Origin of the sequence: Streptomyces antioxidans, from assembly GCF_000968685.2 — a bacterium.
GTDB classification, from domain to species: domain Bacteria; phylum Actinomycetota; class Actinomycetes; order Streptomycetales; family Streptomycetaceae; genus Streptomyces; species Streptomyces antioxidans.
In genome coordinates, this window is sequence record NZ_LAKD02000006.1 from 116,860 (window position 1) to 137,891 (window position 21,032).

Genomic DNA, 21,032 nt, shown 5'->3' on the forward strand with positions numbered 1-21,032 from the left:
TCTGGATGCGTGTGTCCCCGTGTTGCCCCCGTGTCCCCGTGTTCTTTACGTCCCCGTGTTCTTTGCGTCGTTCCTTACGTTCCCGTGTCCTCTACGTCTCCCGCGCCCCTTGTGGGCCCCGGTCCCGCCTCAAGGGCGTCGGCCATCGCGAGCCGCAGCAGTTGCAGACGATGGGTGACCCCCGTCTTGGCGCGGATGCGTCGCATATACGTGTCGACGGTGTGCGGGCTGAGACCCAGGGCGCGCGCCACGGAGGGGTAGGTGTGCCCCTCCAGCACGCGGTCAAGCACCTCGCGTTCGCGGTCGCTGAGTAAGTCCAGCGGCTGACGGCCGGGCCGTCCGGCGGTCACCGTCATCGGCCCGACGGCACAGCCTCGCCGTGCAGGCCCCAGCCGGTGTCATCCTCGCCGGGCGACTTGGCGCCGTCCGCGGCCACGGGCGTGGCGTCCATGGCGACGGCGAGCGGGGGGAGGCCGCGTCCGCCGGTGCCGGTGCCGGCTCGGTCGTGTGCGGCCGTGCTCAGGAAGAGCGAGAGGGCCGGTGCGGCGATCGCGGTCATGACGGCGGTGAGGAGCAACGTACGCATTCTGGCCTCCGGTTGACGGGATCCGGTGGGGGGATCGGCCTTGGGTTCGGATGGATCGATCATGGCGTGGCCCCGGCCCGGACACCACGCGTTCCGCCGCTCACCAAGGTGCCCGGCAACAAAACGAGGGGGGAACATAAGCAGGTGAATCGGACCCTTCGGTCGTCCGGTGGTCACCGCGGCCTAGCGTCCGTGGCCCATGACCGTCCCCGCGGAGGCGCGATCACGGTGTGGCGTGAAGCATCAGCAGCAGCAGTCGGCAGGGCGTCCAGGCTTCGGAGAGGGAGCAGGAATGGCGGGCCGGGACGAAGACCATCTCCCCCGCGCGCAGCCGCAGTTCGAGCCCCCCGCCCTGGTGGTTCGCGGCGCCCCGGGCCTCGACGCGGCAGCGCACCCCGCCGCTCAGCGGGAAGAGCAGAACGTCGGCGCCGGCACGCCCGAGCGGGAGCGCGGCCCCGGCCGCCAGCAGCCGTTCGTACGCCTGGACGGGATAGCCCATGAGACGGCCCAGATCGACGGCCAGCCGGCGGGCACCCGCGCCGAGGGGCACGGGCCGCCACCCCGTGCCGGGCACTACCCCTCCGTACCCCCCGTCAAGGCTCGGAAGGACGGTGTGGGCGCGCTCGGGCCACACCACCGCGGGGCCCCTGTCCTGGTAGGTCGACAGGCACAGCGCCAGGTCGCGGAGGAAGAGTTCCCAGTCGGTATCGGACACCCTTGCCCTTCGCTCTCGAAAGGTCGCTTCTCGTGACCGCCACCGGCAACGGACGGCGCGAGCGCTCTCCGGGGTGATCGGGCGCCGATCACACGGCGGGCATGGGCGGCTGACGACGGGGAGCGGCCCGATGGGCCGCCGGAAGTCCCGTTCGCGTAACCCCCGCGCAGGCGGCTGCCCATCCTCGCCCGCCGCCCGCCCGGTGTGCCAGTCCCGCACCGGCGGTCCCGCACCGGCGTGACAGACGCATTCGGCCAGGACGCGCGAGGCCGCGACGGCGCATGCCGTCGCGGCCCCACCTCCCCACCCGATTTACCGCGCGGCCCCGCCGCCCCCCGTATCCGGTTCGCCCTCGTCGTGGTCGAGCAGACCGGCGCGGGTGGCGAGGACTCCGGCCTGGAACCGGCTGACCGCGCCGAGGGTGTCCATGATGTCGGCCACGTGTTTGCGGGTGGTGCGCAGTGACATCCCCAGCCTGCGGCCGATCGCCTCGTCCTTGTAGCCCGCCGCCAGCAGCCGGAGGATGGTGCCGTCCAGCTCCTTCGCCACGGACTCCAGACCGTCCACGGCGGCGTCGGAGAAGGGCCTGGCATGGGCCCAGGCGTTCTCGAAGACCGAGCAGAGGTAGCTGACGACGGACGGCTCGCGCACGATCACCGCACCCAGGCTTCCGTCCCGGTCGGGGATGAACGCCAGCTCCCGGTCGAAGACGATCAGGCGGCCGAAGGGGTCGTGGACGGTGCGGTATTCGGCGCCCAGGCCGGACATGACGGCCACGTACGCCTGACTCGGCGCGTTGAACCGGGCCGTGTGGTTGTAGAGGGTGCGCATCCGCACCCCCCGGGCGAGTAACGCCGTGTCCCTGCTGATCGCCTCCTCCAGCACCTCCGGGGCCCGTCCGCCGCCGGGCTGGCTGCTCAGCACCTCCTCCTGGCACTCGTTGGATGCACGGTTCAGGGCGGCCCGGACCTCGTCCAGATGGCCGACCACCTCGATGCTCCCGGCGGCGTGGCGTCGTCTGCCCTCCAGGAAGTGGGCCCGCAGCCTGCCGAACTCGACGCTGATCTGGTCGAGTTGGCGCCGCCGGTCCTGAAGGGACTCCTGGATGGGGGCGGTCAGCGCGGCGGCGGCCAGGTCGGGGTCGACGGGCACCAGGAGCGCCGGGTCCTTGGAGTGGGAGCGCAGCAGGCCCAGTTCCTTCAGCCGCTCGACGGCCGCGTCGAGCTCTTCCCCGGAGATTTCCAGCTCCGACAGGGTGCACAGGAAATTCTTGGTCACCTGCTGGAACCGCAGTATGCAGGAATACACCGCGGCTTCGGTGTCGCTCACATAGGAGGAGCCGGAAGCGGCCCGCTGGAGGGGCAGTTTCACAGGCTCTCCCCTCGTCCGCCGAGAGGTCTTGTCGACGAGCCATCGGACGGGAATCCGACATCGGACAGCCGGTGTCTCTGCAGCATCTTACTTTCTTTTCTCTTCTACCACTGGTCCTGTCAGACGGGCTTTGGTGTGTCAGACGCCCGGCGCCGCGGACGGGTTCACTCGGGACCCGCCCCGCCGTGCCGGGCCGCCGTTCCCAGGAGTGCGGCCACGGCCGTCGTGTGTCCGTCGAAGGCCAGCGCGGCCGGTGCGTCGAGAACCTGCCATCCGGCCGTCTCCGGCATCGGCACCGCCTCGGGCAGGGTGCCGGCGTCGCGCACCGGCAGCAGCGCGAAGACCTCGAGGGTGTCGCGGGTGGAGTGCACGTCGAAGAGGCGGACCCGCCCCGGATCGGCCGTCAGGCCGGTCTCCTCGCGCAGCTCCCGGACGGCCCCCTGCTGCCAGGTCTCGCCGACCTCCACATAGCCTCCGGGCAGTGCGAGCCGTCCCAGGGCGGGCTCGATGGCCCGGCGCACCACGACCACTCCGAGCCCGCCCAACAACGTCGCCACGGGCTGGAGGACCACCGCCGCGGGCAGTGGGTTGCGCCATTGGGTCTCACCGCAGCCGGGGCAGTCCCGCGGCCAGCCGGCTCCCCCGGCGAAGGCGGTACCGCAGTAGGAACAGTGTGTGACGCGGCGTCCCCGCGTGTACCCCATGAGCCTCCCACTCCGCTTCCTCGGCATGCGGCAGCAGGCAACATACAGCAACCGGGCCGCCGCACCGGTGGGACAGCCCACCACCGGCCCGGCCCCGCCCAGGCCCCGGCGCGCCCGGTGGACCGGCCATCCGGGGAAAGCTCCGGTCATCGCGCGGTCATTTCCCCAACAACCGCCGCCGCTTTCGCAGTTCCCGGCGAATTCCGCCCGATCCCTACAGTTGTCCGCGTGCTGAATCGACTTCTCCCCGCCTCGGGGCCGGGACGCGTTCTGGCCTTGGCGACCCTCTTCATCACCATGGGGCAGGGCGCCTTCATGACGTGTTCGGCGCTTTATTTCACCACGGTGGTCGGAATTTCCGTGCCCCAATTGGGGCTCGGGCTGACCATCGCCGGAGCGGTGGGGCTGTTCGCCGGAGTTCCCCTGGGGCATATGGCCGACCGCCGCGGCGGGCGCGAGACGGCGGCGCTGCTGATCGCCCTCAACGGACTGGCGGCCGCCGGATACCTCCTCGTCGGTTCCTTCGCCCAATTCACGGTATCGGCCTGCCTGTTCGTGGTGCTGGAGCGCGGCGGCCGGGCGGCCCTCCAGACGGCCGTGGCGAACACACTGCGCGGTGCGGACCTGGTGGAGACCCGGGCCCATCTGCGCGCGATCACCAATGTGGGCGTGGCGGTGGGCGCCGGTTTCGCGGGCATCGCACTGCAGTTGGACTCGCCCGCCGCATTCCGTACCGTCCTGGTGCTGGACGCCCTGTCCTTCCTGGTGGCCGCGGCGGTGCTGGCCCGCCTGCCGAAGGTGGCGCCGGTGGCCGCGGCGGCGGACGGCCCCGGGCAGCCCCGGCTCGCCGTACTGCGCGACCGGCCCTTCGCCCTGGTCACCGCCTTGAGCGCGGTGCTGTCCCTGCACGCGGTGCTGCTGGAGATCGTGGTACCGCTGTGGATCGCCGGCCATACGGACGCACCCCGCTGGATGGTGACGGCCCTGTTCCTGCTCAACACGGCGAACGTGGTGGCGTTCCAGGTGCGGATCGCCAAGCGGGTGTCCGAACTGCCGCTCGCCGTACGGGCCGTCCGGCGGGCCGGTTTCGTCCTCTGCGCCGCGTGTGCGCTGTTCGCGGCCTCGTCGGCGGACGGCATGGCCCTGGCGGTGGCGTTCCTGCTGCTGGCCGGCGCGGTGCACGTGTACGGGGAGATGGTGCTGTCGGCCGGTGCCTGGGTCATCGGGTTCGATCTCGCACCCCCGGACAAGCAGGGGCAGTACCAGGGGTTCTTCTTCTCCGGCTACGCGGCCTCCGCCATGATCGCGCCCACCTTCCTCACCGCCACCGTCATCCAGGGCGGTGCCCTCGGCTGGCTGCTGCTCGGCGGCCTGTTCATCCTCGCCGGTCTGGCCATGAAGCCGGTCGTCGGCTGGGCCGAGCGCACCCGCGCCCCGCGGCTCGCCCACAGCGGCTGACCCCCAAGGAGCACTGCGATGGAACATCGATCCGCCCTCTCCCCCGTCCGGCCCCCGGTGCGGAGCGCCGGGGACGGTCCCGCCCACGGCACCTTCCTGGCCGGTGCGGCCGATCCGCATCTGGCGCCGCGCGAGCGGCTGCTGGGAAACGGCGCCCCGCTGGCCGAGGTCACCGGCCGTCCCCGGCCGGAGCTGACGGCCGAGCCGGGTGACGCCCTCCACGAGGAGGTGTCGGAGCAGCTGTGGAGCCGTGGCCTGGCCGCGGTCCAGCTCGATGAGCCGCTGTCCAACGACCGGTTCACCGCGCTCGGCGCGTTCCTGGGCACGGCCATGCCCGAACGGGACCCGGCCGTCGCGCCGTACGTGGAGCGGGAGGTGATCCTCAATCTGCGCAGCGAGCACGCCCGCACCGACGATGTGTCCCTGCAGCCCTTCGCCGTCAACCACCTCTCGCTGCACACCGAGAGCAGTGGCGCCCCCCTCGGCGCACAGCCGCGCTACATCGTGCTGATGTGCCTCGCCCCCGGGGACGCGGCGCAGGGCGCCAGGACGGTGCTGGTGCCGATGCGGGAGGTGGCGCGCCGGCTGTCGCCCCAGACGCTGACCGTGCTCTCCCGCACCCGCTACCGGGACCGCCCGGGCGTTCCCACGATCGCCCGGCAGGCCGGGGACCGCTGGGTGTTCTCCTTCCGCGACTTCCTCGCCGATGAGCTCCGGTGGTCGTACGAGGGGCCGGAGGCGGACGCCACGGCCGTGGGCGACGCGCTGCGCGAACTGCTGGCGGCCATGTACGCGCCCGAGCACGCGCGGGGGCTGCAGTGGCGGCGCGGGCTGCTCGTGGTCATCGACAACACCTACTTCTTCCACGGGAGAACCAGCGGTTCGGCCACGCCCGAGGCGCGGCTCAGGCACCTCAAGCGCCTGCGCGTCGGGTAGCCCGCCCATGCCATCCGTTCACGCTCGCCCACAGCGGCGGCCCACTCGGGGAAACGCATGAAACTCTTCGAATCCGTACCGTCTCCGCGTCCGTGTCACGCCCCGCCGGACGCACGCGAGACCGCGGCGCGCCCACCGCATCCCGGTGGCGTCCGCGATGTCTTCACCCCCGGTGTCGACCACCGTGTCCTGGAGGTCTACGCCCGGGCCCGCGACCCCCGCGACCCGCTGGAGCTGCGGGACCTGTGGCTGGGACGGATCGAGCACGAGCTCGGTGGCGACGCGCTGCGCCCGGCGCTCGCCGAGACCTGGCGGGCCAGCAGGCCGCGCCGGGCCGTGGAGGCCGAGGAGGTGCTGTCCTCCCGCGCCACCGTCCGCTTCGTCAAGGAGCTCTTCAACTGGTTCTTCCGTGACGACCTCTACGGCGAACTGCGGGACAGCGCCCGCCACATCCTCTCCAGCGGGTCGATCGACGAGGAGCGGTGGGGGCTGCCGCAGAGCCTGAAGGAGTGCATCCGCTACGCCCTCGACCGGGACTGGTACGGCTACTCCGACTCGCGCGGACGCGTCCCGGCCCGCGAGGCGATCGCGGGGTATGAGAACGCCCGTATCGAGGGGGCGCGTTACGGCACCGAGAACGTGGCCATCACCATGGGCGGCACCTTCGCCATCAGCACGCTCGCCGACTTCGTGCTGCACGGCGGCCCGCGGCCCGCCGCACCGGCGCTCTGCGCGATCCCCAACTACCCGCCGCTGGTGGAGACGATAGCCCGCAGACACGAGGTGCGGCTGGTGCCCCTGGCCTCCGAGGGCGGCCGGACCTCCCTCGATCCGCTCATCGCCGCGCTCACCCCGGACACCCCGCTGGTGATGCTGCAGACGGTGGGCAATCCGACCGGCGCCGCCGTGGCCGAGGAAGACCTCGCCCGGCTGATCCGCGCCGCCTCGCCCTCCACGGTCATCGTGCTGGACGAGTGCCACGAGTGGCTGGGGGACTACGGGAAGCGGTCCGCGGACCGCGCCGCGCCCCAGGTGGTGCGGGTGTCCAGCCTCTCCAAGACCTGGTCGGCGCCGGGGCTGAAGGCCGGGTGGTTCCTGGCCGATCCTGCGTTCATCGACGAGTACTACGAGTACGCGTCGTCCTCCTTCGGCGGCCCGCCCTCGTTCTTCTACACGGTCATCGAGGTACTGGCCCGGCTGGAGCGGTGGCACATCACGGGCGTCGAAACACCGGGTCCCGCCGAGGCCAAGGAGTTCGAGTCCTCGTACGACATCGACCTGGAGCGGCTGCGGAACGCCTACCGCGGCTATCGCGTCGAGCGGCTGCGGCGGGCCGAGGACCTGACCGTCCTGCGGGACGCGGCCACCGTACGGCTGGCGGAGATCCCCGGCCGGGTGCTTCCGCCGCGCTTCTCCATCAACACCGCGGTGGAGCTGCCCGGTTGGGACGACTCCTACCGGTGCTTCCGCGATGTGCTGAGGGAGACCGGTGTCTCGGTGTTCCCCGGCATCCTCACCTTCTGCCTCTCCGGCGGCGTCGTCCGCATCACCACGGCCAGGCCGTGGGACGAGCTCGCCCCCGCCCTCGACCGGCTGCGTTCGTACGCCGCCCCCGGACAGGGGGGCTGAGCCGTGGAGGGATGGCTGACCGCGGGCGGCCGCAAGCTGGTCCTCGGCATGGTGCACCTGTCACCGCTGCCCGGCACCCCCTTCCACGAGGACGGTTCCTTCTCCCGGACTCTCGACACCGCCGTGCGGTCCGCGCGGGCGCTGTACGAGGGCGGGGCGGACGGCTGCCTGATCCAGACCGTGGACCGGGTGTACACCGTGGACGAGGAGTCCGATCCGGCGCGCACCGCGGCGATGGGCCTGATCACCCGTGCGGTGGCCGAGGCGACCGACGAGCGGTTCCACATCGGTGTGCAGCTGATGCGCAACGCCCTCAAGGCGTCCCTGGCGGTGGCGAAGGTGGCGGGCGGCGGCTACATCCGCGCGGGCGCCCTGGTGGGGCAGACCCTCACCGCGCACGGCATGGTGCGGGCCGATCCGCTGGCGGTGATGGACTACCGCCGCAAGATCGGCGCCGAACACATCGGCGTCATCGCCGAGATCGACTCGATGCACTTCCGGTGGTTCGACGGACAGAAGACCACCGCCGAGGTGGCGCGCGCGGCGAAGGCCGTCGGGGCCGACGCGGTGTCCCTGTGCCACCCGGACGAGGACACCGCGCTGGAGATGATCGCCTCGGTCCGCGAGGCCGTCCCCGGCCTGCCGGTGGTCCTGGCCGGACACACCCGCCACGAGAACGCCGCACGGCTGATGGCCGCGGCGGACGGGGCGTTCGTGGGCACCTGCCTGGAGCGCGACGGCTGGGGCGGCGAGATCGACCGCGAGCGGGTGGCGGAGTACGTGGACATCGTACGGAGGCTGGAGCGGTGACCGGCCGAAGCGACCCCCATCCGCGGGCCGGAGCCGGAATCCAGGCGCCACCGCCACCTTTGGACCCGGCGGTGATGCTGCGTCAGGCCGATGCCCTCGCCGGGGACCTCCGCGAGCGCACCGGGCCCTTCGACGAGCGGGTGCGCGCCCTGCTGCCCGCGCGCTGGGCGGCGGTGGACACCGTACGCATCGTGGGCGACGGCGACTCCTACCACGCGGCGTGCGCCGTGCGGATGGCCTTCGCCTCACTGGCCGGGGTGGACTGCCGCCCGGTGAACGCGCTGCGCTTCGTGGAGTACGACCACCCCGGGGAGGACGGGCGCCCCGTCGGCCGCCCCGGGGCCGGTGGCCGCCCGCCGCGTAATGAACTCACGCTCGCGGTCTCCGCGTCGGGCCGTACCCCGCTCGTGGTGCGGTCGGCCGAGCGGGCCCGGGAGGGCGGGGCGCATGCCATCGCGGTCACCGGAGCGCCCGACAGCCCGCTGGCACGCGCGGCCGATGACACCCTCCCGGTCACCCTGCCGGACACCGAGCGGTCGCCCGGTGTGCGCACCTACCAGGCCAGCCTGCTGGGCCTGCTGCTGATCGCCATCCGTCTCGGCGCGCTGCGCGGCCGCCTCACCGGGCCGGAGGCGGACGCGCTGCGGGGCGAACTGACCGCCCTGGCCGGACCGGTCGAGGCGACCGCCGCGGCGGCCCGGTCCCGGTGCCCCGACATCGCCGGACGCATCGCCGACGCGGCCGTGCTGAGCGTGCTGGGCAGCGGCCCGTCCCATGGCACCGCGCTCTTCGCGGCGGCCAAGGTGATCGAGACCTCCGGTGTCTTCGCCACCGGGCAGGACCTGGAGGAGTGGTGCCATGTCGAGCGGTTCGCCCGCCCGCCCGATGCGCCCGTGATCGTGGTGGCCGCGCCAGGGCGCACTTACGGGCACGCCGCGGAGGTGGCCGCGAAGGCGGCGGCGCTCGGACGGCGTGTCATCACCGTGGCACCCGGGGACGACCCCGGCGCCACCCGGCACGGCTGGGCCGCGCTGCCGGTGACCGGGCGGGTGCGCGAGGAGTTCTCGCCCCTCCTCTACCACGTGTTCGCCGCGCCTCTGTCCTGCCACCTGGCCCAACACCTGGGACGGGCGCCGTTCCTGGCCGACCCGCCCCGTCCGAAAGACCCGTCCACCCCCCAACACCGCGGAGCGACACCGTGACCCGGACCACGACGGAAGACCCGTCCGCCAACCTGTCCACCGGCCCTTCCACCGATCCGTCCACGGATCTGGCAACGGATCTGTCAACGGATCTGTCAACGCAGCAGATCGTCTCCCTGCTGACGGAGGAGTTGCACGGCCTCGACCCCGCCGAGCGCAAGGCGAAATCGCTCGAACTGCTCTCGGTCTTCGGCCGCGCCAAGGCCGACGCGCTGCCCGCCGAGGAGCGCCCCGAGGCGTCCGAGGCCCCGCCCGGCCCGCTGCTGATCTGCGACTGGGCCGACGACCTCGGCCTGGACGGCTCGACGCAGCAGCTCGGCATCGCGGTCGAGCCCGGACCGACGAAGGTGATGAAGACGGCCGCCGCCACCGGACACTCCCTGGTGTCCAGCGGACATGTGGGGGCCGACATCCTCCATGTTCCGGCGGGCAGCGGCTTCGCGCCCCACACCCACCCCGGGGACCATCTGCTGTTCGTGCTCGCGGGCACCGGGACGATCGCGGTGGCCGGTGAGATCGTACGGACCCGGCCCGGTCAGGTGTACATGGTCCAGGGGGCGGTCACCCACGCGGTGGGCGCGGTCAGCGACCACATGATCCTGTCCGTGGGCGCGCCGCACCGCCGCCTGGACAGCCCGGACCGGCAGGAGCTGACGGCCTACGCGGCGCTGCTGGGCGAGCTGGGGGAGATCACCTGCCGGCTGTGTGACATCCGGGCCACCAGCGGTGAGGAGCTGGCGGCGAAGGGCTGCACCCACTCCCCGCACCGGTTCGGGTGAGCGATGGGCTCGCCATCTCCCACCAGTGCGGTCTCCTCGCCGCGCACCGACGCCGAACTGGCCCACACCTACCGTGGCGTCCCCTCCGAGGACCGGCTGACCCCGCATCCCACCCTGGTGTCCTGGCTCGCCCACCACGCCCGGACCCGGGGCGGGGCCCCCTTCCTGACCACCGTGGCGGACGACGGTGAGCTCACCACGCTCAGCTACGGCGAGGCCGACCGGCTGAGCCGGCGGCTGGCCCGGTGGCTGCGCGCCGAGCTCCGGGTGGCGCCCGGCCGGACCGTGGCCCTCGCCCCGGTCAACGACCCGGCCTCGATCGTGGCCGTCCTCGGGGTGCTGCGGGCGGGCTGCCCCCTGCTGCTGCTCGGCCCGCAGGACCCCGCCGACCGCCGGCGGCAGCAGGCTGGGGCCGTACGGGCACAGCTGGTGCTCCGGCCGCCGTCGGTGTCCGCCGAGGCGGTGCCGGAGGCGGTCGTCCTCCCCGATCCGCGGAGCCTGGCCGAGCCGGATGACGCCGCCGCCGATTCCGTGCTCCCCCCGGATCAGGACGCCCTGTTCTTCGCCACTTCGGGATCCACCGCGGCCTCCAAACTGGTGGCCCAGTCCCACTACAACGCCGCCGTGAACGCGGAGGCCCTGGGCCGCCACCACGGGCTGCGCCCCGGTGACCGGCTGCTGGGCTGCCTTCCCGTGCACCATGTCAACGGTCTGCACTTCACCGTTCTCGGCGTCCTGGCGGCCGGTGCCCATGTGCTGCTCGCGAACGGCTTCGACCCGCTGCGCTACCCCCGGCTGCTCCAGCGGTTCCGGCCGCGGATCGCCAGCGTGGTGCCCAGTGTGCTGGAGGCGCTGCTCGAGACCTGGCGGACGCCCGAACTCCCCCCTGGCTTCGGGTACTTCGTCTCCGCCGCCGCACCGCTGACCACCCGCACCGCACGGGCCGTACGGGACCGCTTCGGCGCCCGGGTCCTCCAGGGCTACGGGCTGACCGAGACGGTGAACTTCTCCACCACGCTCCCCGCCGATCTGTCCGATGACACCTACCGGCGGCTGATGCTCGACACCGACGTCCCCACCATCGGCACGGCCCTGTTCGGCAACGAGGTGGCGGTGCTGACCCCGGAGGGCGAGCGGGCCGCTCCCGGGCAGACGGGCGAGATCTGTGTGCGCGGCCACAATGTGATGTCCCGGTACGAGGCCAATCCGGCCGCGACGGACGAGGCGTTCGCGGGCGGCTGGTTCCACACCCAGGACCTGGGGATGGAGGTGGCCGACCCGGATCGCGCCGAGCCCTTCATCGTGGTCACCGGGCGCCGCAAGAACATCGCCAAGGTCGGGGGCGAGACCGTCTCCCTGGACGAGATGGACCGGGTGCTGCGCGCCGTGCCCCGGGTGCGGGACGCCGCGTGTGCCGCGCTTCCGCACCGCTTCCTGGGCGAGGAGATCGTGGCGGCGGTGGTGCCGGCGCCCGGCGGCGGCCCACCCGATGTGCTGCCCGCGCTGGCCGCGGCGTTCCGGCCCGGGGTGCTGCCGCGCCGGGTGGAGCTGTTCGACGCCATCCCCAGGACCCGTACCGGCAAGGTCCTGCGCCGGGAGCTCGCCGACCGGCTGGCCGCCACGGCGCGGGACGGCGCCACCGGACCTCCGCACCCGGCCCCCGCACCTTCCCCGCCCAGCCCCAGGAGTGCCCCATGACCACCGACTCCGCGATGACCTCCCGCGTCACCGACCTGCTGTGCGCGGTCCTCCAGATCGAGCCGCCGCCACCGGGGACCGACCTGATCGGCGCCGGTCTGCTCGACTCCATCGGCTTCATGAATCTGTTCGTGGCGATGGAGGAGGAGTTCGGCATCGGGGTGACCGCCGCCGATCTGACCCCGGACAGCTTCCGCACGGTGGAGCGCATCGCCGCTTTCGTGGCCGCCAAGCAGGGCCCTGCCACCGCCGAGCAGATCCCTGCCGCCGCCGACCGGCGTTCCGCCGCCGCCGAGGCGGTGCTGACCGACCCGCGCACCGGGGGCGAGCGGCGGCGGATCGCCCTGGGCGGTGCGCCGGAGGTGGCGGCGGCGGTGGCCGAGGCCCGCGCCGCCGCGGCCCCCTGGGCCTCGCTCGCGCCCCGGGACCGGGCGCGGCGGCTGCTCCGCTTCGCCGATCTGATCGAGGAGCGGTCCGCCGAGTACACCGCGGCCGAGCGGGCGGGCACCGGCAAGCCCGCCGCCGAGGCGGCGGGCGAGGTGGCGAACTGCGCCGATCTGCTGCGCTTCTGCGCGGGCGCGGCGCGTTCCGGCGTCTCCCCGGCGGGCGGGCGCTATCTACCCGGCCGGGAGAGTTGGGTGCGGTGGGAGCCGCTGGGCGTCATCGGGGTGATCGTCCCCTGGAACTACCCGCTGATGATGGCCGCGTGGCGGATCGGACCCGCGCTGGCCACCGGCAACACGGTGGTGCTCAAGCCCGCGCTGACCACCCCGGACACCGCGCTGCTCCTGGCGCGGGACGCGGCGGCGACACTGGGTCCCGGCGTCCTGCTGACCGTGCCGGGCGACCGCGACACCGGTCGGCTGCTGGTGGAGGGCGACATCGACGCGGTGGCGTTCACCGGCAGCGAGGCGGGTGGCCGTGACGTCGTCGCCCGGGCGGGCCTGCGCCGCGTCAGCCTGGAGCTCGGTGGCAACTGCCCGGCGCTGGTGCTCCCCGACGCCCCGCCGGACACCTGTGCGGCGCTCGTACGGGCCGCCACCTACAACGCAGGGCAGAGCTGCGCCGCCCCCGCCCGGGTGATCACCCTGCGGGAGAACTACCGGGAGACCGTCGAGGGGCTGGCCAAGGCGATGGCCGAGCGGCGCGCCGGGGTCCACTTCGGTCCGCTCAACAACGCGGACCAGGCGGACCGTTACGACCGGATCGTCCGCCGGAGCGCGGCGGGCATCGAGCACATCGCGCCGCTCGCCCCGCCCCCGGGCGAGGAGGGCGGCCACTGGCGGCCCGGCCGTGTGCTCGCCGATCTGCCGCCGGACGACCCCGCGGTGCTGGAGGAGGTGTTCGCGCCGGTGCTCACGGTGCAGGCGGCGGACGGCCACGCCGAGGCCCTGGCCCTGGCCGACTCGGTGCCGCAGGCCCTCGCCGCGAGCGTCTGGGGCGCCCGTACGGACGAGGCCCTGGAGCTGGCCGGAGGGCTGAACGCCGGGGAGGTGTGGGTCAACTGCCATCTGGAACAGACCGCGGAACTGCCCCACGGCGGACGCGGCAGCTCGGGACACGGCACGGACATGAGCGTGCTGGCGCTCACCGAGTACCAGCGCCCCAAGACCGTGACCGTCCGCGTGGGCAGGGGCTGAGCGATGGCGGAGACCCGGCCGCTGGCCGAGGAGACGACGACGGCCGGGTGGCGGTGGGAGGTCAGCCGCGATCCCCAGGAGGCACACACGCTGCTGTGCGCGTGCGACGCCCACCAGGCGGCGGCCTCCGGCACCCAGGCGCCCCGGCGCCGCCCGGAGACCACCGAGGCCCGGGTGCGGACCGGCTCGGTGCGGCTGCTGCGCCACGGCGCACACGCCGCCGGGATGTTCACCCTGACCTGGGACCGGCCGTTCACCGTGGACGAGGAGGTGTACCCGCGCGCGGACCGGCCGATCCACCTCTCCCGGCTGGCCGTGGCGCCCGCATGGCTCGCCGACGGGTCGCTGGTGGGGCTGCGGTGCGTGCACCACGCCATCGAGGAGGCGGCGCGGGCCGGTGCGGACGTGCTGCGCTCGGAGGCCAATCCGGATCTGCGGGAGACCCGTTCGCTGCTGGACATCCTGGGGTTCCGGCAGTACGGGCCCACGCTCGGCGAGGAGGGCGGCAGCCGCCGTGTCCACCTGCAGAAGACGCTGCGTACGGCGGCTCCAGGACCGGGCCGGGAGGGCTGATGGGCGCGACGATACGGCGGGAGAGGGTGGGCACCACCGCGGGCCACCGCGGCCAGGGGCCGACCGATGTGGACGCGTACACCCTGGACACCGGTGAGGGCCTGGCCGTGGTGGTGTGGACCTACGGGGCGCAGCTCGTGGAGGTCCTGGTCCCCGACCGTGAGGGCCGTACCGGCAATGTGGTGGTGCGCCTGGCGGACCTCGGCGGCTACCAGGACCGGGCGACCAATCCGTACGTCGGCTCCACCGTGGGCCGTTACTGCCGGTGTGTGACCGGGGGCCGCTTCCGGCTCGACGGCGTGGAGCACCGCCTCGACCGCAACGACGGCGACCACCACATCCACGGCGGGGCCCTCGGCTTCGACCGTTATGTGTGGCGGGCGGAGGCGGAGCGCGCGGACGGTGTGCTGTCGCTGCGGCTGCGCCTGGACAGCCCGGACGGCGACCAGGGCTACCCGGGCACGCTGTCCGCCGAGGTCGTCTACCGGGTCTCCGGCGAAGGGACGCTGGCCTTCGAGTACCGGGCCACCACCACCGCGAGCACCATCGTGGGGCTCACCAACCACGCCTACTGGAACCTGGCCGGTGGCGGGCGGATCGACGGCCAGCTGCTCGCGCTCAACGCCAGCCGGGCGGTGGTCTTCGACGACGAGCTGATCCCCCTCCCCGGGCCCCCGGCGGACCTCACCGGCAGCCCGCTGGACCACCGTGCGCCCCAACCCATCGGCGACCGGCGGCTGGACAACTGCTTCGTCCTGGACGGCCCGGACTGGGCGGCGCGGCTGCACGACCCCGCCTCGGGGCGCACCATGCGCGTGGTCACCGACCAGCCCGCGGTGGGGGTGTACTCGGCCGACGGCTTCGCGGGGCGGCGGCGCTCCGGCATCTGTCTGGAGGCCGGTCCGCTGCCGGACGCGCCCAACCGCGCCGACTACCCCCCGGTGCGCCTCGACCCCGGCGAGACCTACCGCCATCGCACCGTTCACCACTTCTCGGCCCGCTGAGCCGACGCCCGGCCACCGGGCCCGATCCACAGGAGGTATCGCGTACATGGACCCCCTCATGGCTTCCGTGGCGGAGGCCGTGCGGCGCCGCGCGGAGGCGCCGCCACCGGCCACCGCCCTGGACCCGGACGCCGAGCTGTCGTCCCTCGGGGTGAGCTCGCTCGGGGTGGCGGGACTCATCGTGGACCTGGAGGAGACCTTCGCCTTCCGGTTCCCCGACGCCGCGGTCAGCCCCGAGGTGTTCCGCACCATCCGCACCCTCACCGACACGGTCCGCACGCTGTGCGCACCACAGACCGGGTGACCATGCGGATCCACGGAGACGCCGTCCGGGTGGGTGTCCACTCGGGCCAGCAGTACACGGCCTTCACCGAGGCGCTTCAGCTGTGGCAGACGGCCGAGGAGCTGGGATACGACTGGGTGTCCCTCTTCGACCACTTCCGCCCGCCCATGGGCGGCCCGGCGGGGCCGTGCTTCGAGGGCATGTCACTGCTCGCGGCGCTGGCCGCGCGCACCAGCCGGATCCGCTGCGCCGTGCTGGTCTCGGCGGTCACCTGGCGGCACCCGGCGCTGGCCGCCGCCACCGCGGCCACCATCGACCACGTCTCGGGCGGGCGCCTGGAGTTCGGGGTGGGTGCGGCCGGTGCGGACCTGGCCTACGGCCAGTACGGCATCGGCTTCCCCGGCGCCGGGACCCGGCTGGACATGCTGGACGAGGCCTGCCGGGTGCTCCGGGCGCTGTGGACCGGCGGACCTGCCACCTTCGAGGGCGAACACTTCCGGCTGGCGGACGCCCATCTGCGACCGCGCCCCCTCCAGCGGCGGCTGCCGCTGGTGATCGGTGGCGAGGGCGAGCGGCGGATGCTGCGGATCGTCGCGGAACACGCCGACATCTGGAACACCCTCGCCGGAACCCCGGACACCTACCGCCGCCGGCTGCGGAAGCTGGCCGAACACTGTGCCGCCGTGGGCCGCGACCCCGGGACCATCCGCCAGTCGGTGACGTTCCGGGCCATCCTCGCCGAGGACGAGCGGCAGGCGCTGGAGCGCAAGGAGCGGCTGCTGGAGCGGGTGGGCCCCGATTCGCCGGTGTGGCCGGAGTATCTGGTCTTCGGCACGCCCGAGCAGTGCCTGGAGCGGCTGCGGCCCTATCTGGAGCTGGGCGTCCGTGACTTCCTGCTCGGCGCCCGCCCACCGGTCGACTGGCAGACCCTCGAGCTCTTCGCCCGGCACGTCGCCCCGGCGCTGCGCGCCCGCAGCACCGGCTGAGCGACCTGTCTTCTCTTCCCTCATATCGCGGCCCACGGAGGCTCACCATGGCGAACTACTACTACAGCGACGGCTTCGCGGCCTTCTTCGACAGCCGCTACACGGGATGGGTCCACGCCTTCTCGCCCCGGCTCGCCGACCACCTCGACCGGCAGGGGCTGCCCGAGCGCTCGGTGATCGACCTGTGTTGCGGCACGGGCGTGACGGCGTCGGTCTTCCTCGCGGCGGGCTGGCGGGCCACCGGCGTGGACGGGTCGAGCGCCATGCTGGACATCGCGCGCAAGAAGCTCGCGCCCGGTGTGGAGAGCGGCACGCTCACGCTGATCGAGGCCGACGCCCGGAGCTTTCGCACCCCGCGCCGGGCAGCCGCCTGCGTGAGCCTGGACGGGGCGCTCAACCACCTGGGCTCGGTGGCGGAGCTGGCCGAGTGCTTCGGCTCGGTGCACGACGCGCTGCTTCCGGGCGGGGAGTTCGTCTTCGACCTCTACGCCGGATCCCACTTCCGCCACTGGAACAACGTCACCCTGACCGACGACGACGAGGCGGTCATCGTCAAGCGCGGCGTCTGGGACGACTCCACCCGGACGGGGATGCTGCGCGTTTCCGGCGTCTTCGGCACCGGGATGTCCGCCCAGCGGGTGGACCAGACACTGCGCAGCTGGGAGTACGACGACACCGAGGTGGCCGGGGCGCTGGAGGCGGCCGGACTCGTCCCGGCCGAGCACGACTTCGAGCAGCGCTACGTCAAGTGCGACTCGGGCTCGTGCTCCCTGACCCCGGTCCCCTGCCGCACCGTCTACCGCGCCCGCAAGCCCCTCGAGCAGAAGTGATCGCCCCCCGGCACCCCTCACCACACAAGGAGCAGTGATGACGACAACAACACCGCACTTCACCCCCACTCCTGCCGCCACTCCGAGCACCGACTCCCTGTTCTGTGCGTCCGTGGCCGTCTCCGCGCTGTCGGCCGCCGTGGAACTCGGGCTGCTCGACGACCTCAAGGACCGCGGGGAAATCCGGTTCGACGACCGTGATCGGGGCGCGGACCGGATCGACCCCGCCGTGCTCCGCGGCATCCTGCTGCCCCTGGAGTGGGCCGGGATCGTCGTGCTGGACGAGCGGTCCGCACGGCCGGGACCGGGCTTCGACGCGGCCTACCTCGACCGCGGCTACTTCTACTGGCTGGCCGGTGGCAACGGCGAGCTGACCAGCCGGGCGCCGCAGGTCGCCCTGGAGCGCAACCGGCACGGCGAGTTCTACCACCGGGACATGCGGGCCGTCGCGGTGAGTTCCCGGATGATCGGCGATGTCGAGGTCGAGCTCCGCTTCGACAAGATCCTCGCCGACCGGCCGCCCCGTGCGGTGTGCGACCTGGGCTGCGGCTCCGGCCAGCGGCTCATCCGCATCGCCGGCAACCACCCCGGGGTGCGTGGCGTGGGCGTGGACATCGCGCCCGCGGCCGTGGAGCTGACCGGGGCCTCCGTGGCCGGGGCCGGTCTCGCGGACCGGATCTCGGTGCACCACGGCGATGTGCACGCACTGCCCCAGCTGCCCGAGTTCGCCGGTATCGACGTGGTCACCTGCGTGTTCATGGGGCATGACTTCTGGCCGTACGACAAGTGTGTGACGGTGCTGCGCAGGATCCGCGAGGTCTTCCCCGATGTGGAGCGGTTCCTGCTGTGCGATGTGGTGCGCAGCGAGGTGGCGCCGAGTCCCCACACTCCCATCTTCACCCTGGGCTTCGAATTCGCCCATGCGCTGATGGGGGTGACGCTGCCGACGCGCTCTGACTGGATGGCCGCGTTCGACGCCTCCGGCTGGGAGTGCGAGGCGGTCCAGGAGTTCAACCGCCCGCCGGGTGGTCTGCTCTTCGAGCTGCGCCCCAGCGGCTGAGCACGGGGCGCCTGCGGCGGGCTCCGCCCCAGAACCCGTAGAGCTGCGACGAAAGCGCCGCTCGCCTCCCGAGAGGGGGGCGAGCGGCGCTTTCGGCTGGCCGGGGGTCAGCGCCAGGCGCGGCCGGACACTCCGCTCAGGTTCCAGCCGTCCGCCTTGTCGAGGTGGCGCAGCTTGGGCGGCATCTCGGCGCCGGTCGCCCGGACCATCAGGCTGGGGAGGTACATATCGCGGGTGAACAGGCCCGTGGGCGCGTCGAGTTCAGCGCCCAGCGCGCGCAGCGCCGCCACCCGCACCGGAGACAGATCGCGGGTCCACATCAGCACCTCGGCGCCCGGCAGCCACGCCAGGGCGGCCTCCACCAGGTCCGCGAACACCTCGTCCGAGGTGGCCTCGCAGTCCACGATGGTCGTCGGGGTCTCGCCGTCGTCGGGGTCGACGCCCGAGCGGTGGCCGATGAGATGGCCCTCGACGGGTCCGTCGCCCGCGACCAGGTGGAAGTAGCGGGCCAGTGGGTTCGCGGCGCGCCAGCGGAAGTACGCGGCGTCCCGCACCGGGCGCGGGCCTTCGCCGCCCGGCAGCCGGGCCACCAGCCCCGCCATCGCCTCCGCGGCCACAGCGGGCAGCGGACGCAGCGTCAGCCGCGACCTGGCCCCCCGCGTGGCGGGCAGCTCGTGCCACGGCCGGTCGGCCACCAGTGGCTTCTCGCGGTGGACCACGGCTTGTGCCCAGGGGCCGATGAGGCGCCATCCGTTCATCAGCATGGCGGGACCGGCCCCCTGGTCACCGAAGTCCAGCAGCCAGGACACCCCGTCGGCGCGCAGCCGTGCCACCACCTCGTCGGTGAGCATCCGGAACAGCGGACTGCCCTGGTGGCGCGGGGCGACCACGGTGTCCGTCAGACAGGGCAGCATAAACCGCTCCCCCGCCACCTCCCAGCACGCGCCGAAGACCCCCACCATGCCGACCAGTTCGTCTCCCTCGCGGGCGAGGGTGACATACCGGTCGTCGAGGTGGGGGTTGGTGGCGTACTTCCAGTCCATATAGGCCAGATTGGCGCGGCGTCCGCCGCGCCACAGCGAGTCCTGGAAGTCCGCGATCTCCCGTCGGTCCCGGGCCGTGCCGCCCGTGAAGGAGAACTCGGTCATGCGCCGCCACCGCCGCCGGGGACGGCCTCTTCGGCGGTGAAGCGCCGCTGGAGGGCGCGCAGATCGGTCTTGCCGTTGGCGTTGACGGGCAGCGTCTCCAGCGCGAGCCAGCGGGTGGGGAGCATATAGCCGGGCACCTTGCTCCCGAGGCGGGCCTTCACCTGGGCCGTGGTCAGCGAGATACCGGCGGCGAGGGTGTAGGCCGCGCAGATCAGCGGGGTTCCGGTGCGGCTCGGCGCCGCCACCACCGCCGCGGCGGCGATCTCCGGCAGCGAGTGCAGCTCGGTCATCACCTCGTCCAGCTCCACGCGGTAGCCATTGACCTTGACCTGGCGGTCGGCGCGGCCGTGGAAGCGCAGCAGCCCGTCCGCGTCCCGGCTGCCGAGGTCACCGGTGCGGTACGCGCGCCGTCCGGAGCCGGGCGGCAGCTCGATGAACGAGGCCGCGGTGCGCTCGGGGTCGCGCCAGTACCCCGGACTGACCCCCGCGCCGCCGATCACCATCTCGCCCACCTCGCCGGGGGCGACCGGACGCAGCTGGTCGTCGACGGGCTCCAGCCACTCGCCGGGGATGGCCCGGCCGACCGGAAGCGCCTCGTCGGGCGGTTCGGTCAGGGTGTGGAACGAGCTGGCGATGGTGGTCTCGGTGGTGCCGTAGAAGCCGGTGAAGGTGACGTGGGGCAGCCGCCGCATCCAGTACTCCACGTCCGTGGGCGGGAACACCTCACCGCCCCACAACACCCGGCGCAGCTGCGGGAAGTCGTCCTTCTCCACCACCTCGTGGCGCGCCATCGCGCTGAGCACGGACGGCACGGAGAGCCACTGGGTGAGCCGTGCGTCGCGGATGAACTGGGCCAGTGTGGTGGGCAGCAGACTGGCCTCCGGCGGGACCAGATGCAGCTCGGCCCCGCAGCTCAGCGGCCCGTACACATCCCACAGCGAGCCGTCGAAGTGCAGTTGGAGATGGCAGGAGACCCGGTCGTCGGAGCCTAGCCCGAAGTGTTCATTGGCCCAGGTCACGAAGTGGACGATGGCGTCGTGGGTGAGCGGTACGCCCTTGGGCTCGCCCGCCGAGCCCGAGGTGAACAGCACATACGCCACACCGGATGCGCCGCTGACCGGCTCGGGCGCGGTCGTGGGCGCCGAGACGACATCGGCCGCGGTGACCGTGGGGAAGTGGCCGGTGGGGAGGGGGTCCGTGGGGTCTCCCTCGGGCAGGCACAGGCCCACCACCGCGCCGGGCGCCGTGGCGGCCGACACCTCGGTGGCCAGGGGGGTCCGCTGCCGGTCGGCGAGGATCCGGCACGGCCCGGTCCGGTTGACGATGGACACCAGCCGGTCCGCGGGCGACGCCGTGTCCAGCGGCACACAGACGCCACCGGCCTTGAGCACACCGAGCAGGTACACCACCGCGTCCGGGCCCTTGGGTGCCAGTACGCACACCCGGTCGTCCGGGCGCAGCCCGCCGCTGCGCAGTGCGTGGGCCAGCTGGCCGGACCGCTCGTCCAGCTCCCGATAGGTCAGCCGCACGGGGCCGAACACGACCGCGTCCGCCTCCGGTGTTCGCGTGGCCTGTGCGCTCACAAGCCCTTCAAGACGGGTCATCCGAATTCTCTTCCTG

At 73.1% G+C, this 21,032-nt stretch carries 21 protein-coding genes; 14 read left to right on the plus strand and 7 right to left on the minus strand.

Going from position 1 to position 21,032, the window contains the following annotated elements; genetic code table 11:
- Positions 1–74 precede the first annotated feature (74 nt).
- From VT50_RS05435 to VT50_RS05455, 5 genes are all read right to left on the minus strand, one after another.
- Complete coding sequence (locus VT50_RS05435) at positions 75–356, minus strand: helix-turn-helix domain-containing protein (RefSeq protein ID WP_046088707.1); 282 nt, start codon at positions 354–356, stop codon at positions 75–77.
- A complete protein-coding gene (locus tag VT50_RS05440) occupies positions 353–586 on the minus strand; it encodes a hypothetical protein (protein WP_046088708.1) in 234 nt (77 codons plus the stop codon). Before VT50_RS05440 ends, VT50_RS05435 begins: the two co-directional genes overlap by 4 nt.
- 223 nt (positions 587–809) lie before the next feature.
- Positions 810–1,301, minus strand: coding sequence for a hypothetical protein (locus tag VT50_RS05445; RefSeq protein ID WP_046088709.1), 492 nt, complete (start codon positions 1,299–1,301; stop codon positions 810–812).
- Positions 1,302–1,613: 312 nt separating this feature from the next.
- Positions 1,614–2,672 (minus strand): helix-turn-helix transcriptional regulator, encoded by a 1,059-nt coding sequence (locus tag VT50_RS05450; RefSeq protein WP_240529047.1) that lies wholly within the window; start codon positions 2,670–2,672, stop codon positions 1,614–1,616.
- Between the two features lie 164 nt (positions 2,673–2,836).
- Positions 2,837–3,229, minus strand: a complete 393-nt coding sequence (locus tag VT50_RS05455) for an NUDIX domain-containing protein (protein ID WP_338058307.1) — start codon at positions 3,227–3,229, stop codon at positions 2,837–2,839.
- Positions 3,230–3,604: 375 nt separating this feature from the next.
- Between VT50_RS05455 and VT50_RS05460 the strand changes: the two genes are divergently transcribed.
- Genes VT50_RS05460 through VT50_RS05525 form a run of 14 tightly spaced genes read left to right on the plus strand, consistent with a single transcriptional unit; the run spans position 3,605 to position 18,264 of the window.
- Positions 3,605–4,834, plus strand: a complete 1,230-nt coding sequence (locus VT50_RS05460; RefSeq protein ID WP_046088711.1) for an MFS transporter — start codon at positions 3,605–3,607, stop codon at positions 4,832–4,834.
- Positions 4,835–4,852: 18 nt separating this feature from the next.
- Positions 4,853–5,770 carry a TauD/TfdA family dioxygenase gene (locus VT50_RS05465; RefSeq protein ID WP_053048712.1) on the plus strand — a complete coding sequence of 306 codons (918 nt, stop codon included), beginning with the start codon at positions 4,853–4,855 and terminating at the stop codon, positions 5,768–5,770.
- A gap of 57 nt (positions 5,771–5,827) precedes the next feature.
- Positions 5,828–7,399 carry a pyridoxal phosphate-dependent aminotransferase gene (locus VT50_RS05470; protein ID WP_046088712.1) on the plus strand — a complete coding sequence of 524 codons (1,572 nt, stop codon included), beginning with the start codon at positions 5,828–5,830 and terminating at the stop codon, positions 7,397–7,399.
- A 3-nt stretch (positions 7,400–7,402) separates the two neighbouring features.
- Positions 7,403–8,209 carry a BtpA/SgcQ family protein gene (locus tag VT50_RS05475; RefSeq protein WP_107424733.1) on the plus strand — a complete coding sequence of 269 codons (807 nt, stop codon included), beginning with the start codon at positions 7,403–7,405 and terminating at the stop codon, positions 8,207–8,209.
- A complete protein-coding gene (locus tag VT50_RS05480) occupies positions 8,206–9,411 on the plus strand; it encodes an SIS domain-containing protein (protein WP_143645178.1) in 1,206 nt (401 codons plus the stop codon). Before VT50_RS05475 ends, VT50_RS05480 begins: the two co-directional genes overlap by 4 nt.
- Positions 9,408–10,190 (plus strand): cupin domain-containing protein, encoded by a 783-nt coding sequence (locus VT50_RS05485; RefSeq protein WP_053048713.1) that lies wholly within the window; start codon positions 9,408–9,410, stop codon positions 10,188–10,190. Before VT50_RS05480 ends, VT50_RS05485 begins: the two co-directional genes overlap by 4 nt.
- Before the next feature lie 3 nt (positions 10,191–10,193).
- Complete coding sequence (locus VT50_RS05490) at positions 10,194–11,888, plus strand: class I adenylate-forming enzyme family protein (RefSeq protein ID WP_063893253.1); 1,695 nt, start codon at positions 10,194–10,196, stop codon at positions 11,886–11,888.
- A complete protein-coding gene (locus VT50_RS05495) occupies positions 11,885–13,528 on the plus strand; it encodes an aldehyde dehydrogenase family protein (RefSeq protein WP_078840882.1) in 1,644 nt (547 codons plus the stop codon). The genes VT50_RS05490 and VT50_RS05495 overlap by 4 nt, the downstream gene beginning before the upstream one ends.
- A 3-nt stretch (positions 13,529–13,531) precedes the next feature.
- Positions 13,532–14,101 carry a hypothetical protein gene (locus VT50_RS05500; protein ID WP_240529048.1) on the plus strand — a complete coding sequence of 190 codons (570 nt, stop codon included), beginning with the start codon at positions 13,532–13,534 and terminating at the stop codon, positions 14,099–14,101.
- Positions 14,101–15,105: an aldose epimerase family protein gene (locus VT50_RS05505; RefSeq protein ID WP_046088714.1), complete on the plus strand. Its 1,005-nt coding sequence runs from the start codon at positions 14,101–14,103 to the stop codon at positions 15,103–15,105. Before VT50_RS05500 ends, VT50_RS05505 begins: the two co-directional genes overlap by 1 nt.
- 46 nt (positions 15,106–15,151) lie before the next feature.
- Positions 15,152–15,409, plus strand: coding sequence for a phosphopantetheine-binding protein (locus tag VT50_RS05510; RefSeq protein ID WP_046088715.1), 258 nt, complete (start codon positions 15,152–15,154; stop codon positions 15,407–15,409).
- Positions 15,388–16,374: an LLM class flavin-dependent oxidoreductase gene (locus VT50_RS05515; protein ID WP_240529049.1), complete on the plus strand. Its 987-nt coding sequence runs from the start codon at positions 15,388–15,390 to the stop codon at positions 16,372–16,374. Before VT50_RS05510 ends, VT50_RS05515 begins: the two co-directional genes overlap by 22 nt.
- Positions 16,375–16,421: 47 nt before the next feature.
- Positions 16,422–17,204: a class I SAM-dependent DNA methyltransferase gene (locus VT50_RS05520; protein ID WP_053048714.1), complete on the plus strand. Its 783-nt coding sequence runs from the start codon at positions 16,422–16,424 to the stop codon at positions 17,202–17,204.
- Between the two features lie 37 nt (positions 17,205–17,241).
- On the plus strand, positions 17,242–18,264 hold the full coding sequence (locus VT50_RS05525) for a class I SAM-dependent methyltransferase (protein ID WP_046088717.1): 1,023 nt from the start codon (positions 17,242–17,244) through the stop codon (positions 18,262–18,264).
- Between the two features lie 107 nt (positions 18,265–18,371).
- On the opposite strand, the gene VT50_RS05530 is transcribed toward VT50_RS05525, so the two are convergent.
- Complete coding sequence (locus VT50_RS05530) at positions 18,372–19,412, minus strand: GNAT family N-acetyltransferase (RefSeq protein ID WP_046088718.1); 1,041 nt, start codon at positions 19,410–19,412, stop codon at positions 18,372–18,374.
- Positions 19,409–21,016, minus strand: coding sequence for an amino acid adenylation domain-containing protein (locus VT50_RS05535; RefSeq protein ID WP_046088719.1), 1,608 nt, complete (start codon positions 21,014–21,016; stop codon positions 19,409–19,411). The genes VT50_RS05530 and VT50_RS05535 overlap by 4 nt, the downstream gene beginning before the upstream one ends.
- Between the last annotated feature and the right edge of the window lie 16 nt (positions 21,017–21,032).

Coding starts and splice junctions, on each gene's coding strand:
- VT50_RS05435 (WP_046088707.1), bottom strand. CDS start 356: ATGACGGTGACCGCCGGACGGCCCGGCCGTCAGCCGCTGGACTTACTC.
- VT50_RS05440 (WP_046088708.1), bottom strand. CDS start 586: ATGCGTACGTTGCTCCTCACCGCCGTCATGACCGCGATCGCCGCACCG.
- VT50_RS05465 (WP_053048712.1), top strand. CDS start 4,853: ATGGAACATCGATCCGCCCTCTCCCCCGTCCGGCCCCCGGTGCGGAGC.
- VT50_RS05470 (WP_046088712.1), top strand. CDS start 5,828: ATGAAACTCTTCGAATCCGTACCGTCTCCGCGTCCGTGTCACGCCCCG.
- VT50_RS05490 (WP_063893253.1), top strand. CDS start 10,194: ATGGGCTCGCCATCTCCCACCAGTGCGGTCTCCTCGCCGCGCACCGAC.
- VT50_RS05495 (WP_078840882.1), top strand. CDS start 11,885: ATGACCACCGACTCCGCGATGACCTCCCGCGTCACCGACCTGCTGTGC.
- VT50_RS05500 (WP_240529048.1), top strand. CDS start 13,532: ATGGCGGAGACCCGGCCGCTGGCCGAGGAGACGACGACGGCCGGGTGG.
- VT50_RS05505 (WP_046088714.1), top strand. CDS start 14,101: ATGGGCGCGACGATACGGCGGGAGAGGGTGGGCACCACCGCGGGCCAC.
- VT50_RS05510 (WP_046088715.1), top strand. CDS start 15,152: ATGGACCCCCTCATGGCTTCCGTGGCGGAGGCCGTGCGGCGCCGCGCG.
- VT50_RS05520 (WP_053048714.1), top strand. CDS start 16,422: ATGGCGAACTACTACTACAGCGACGGCTTCGCGGCCTTCTTCGACAGC.
- VT50_RS05525 (WP_046088717.1), top strand. CDS start 17,242: ATGACGACAACAACACCGCACTTCACCCCCACTCCTGCCGCCACTCCG.
- VT50_RS05530 (WP_046088718.1), bottom strand. CDS start 19,412: ATGACCGAGTTCTCCTTCACGGGCGGCACGGCCCGGGACCGACGGGAG.
- VT50_RS05535 (WP_046088719.1), bottom strand. CDS start 21,016: ATGACCCGTCTTGAAGGGCTTGTGAGCGCACAGGCCACGCGAACACCG.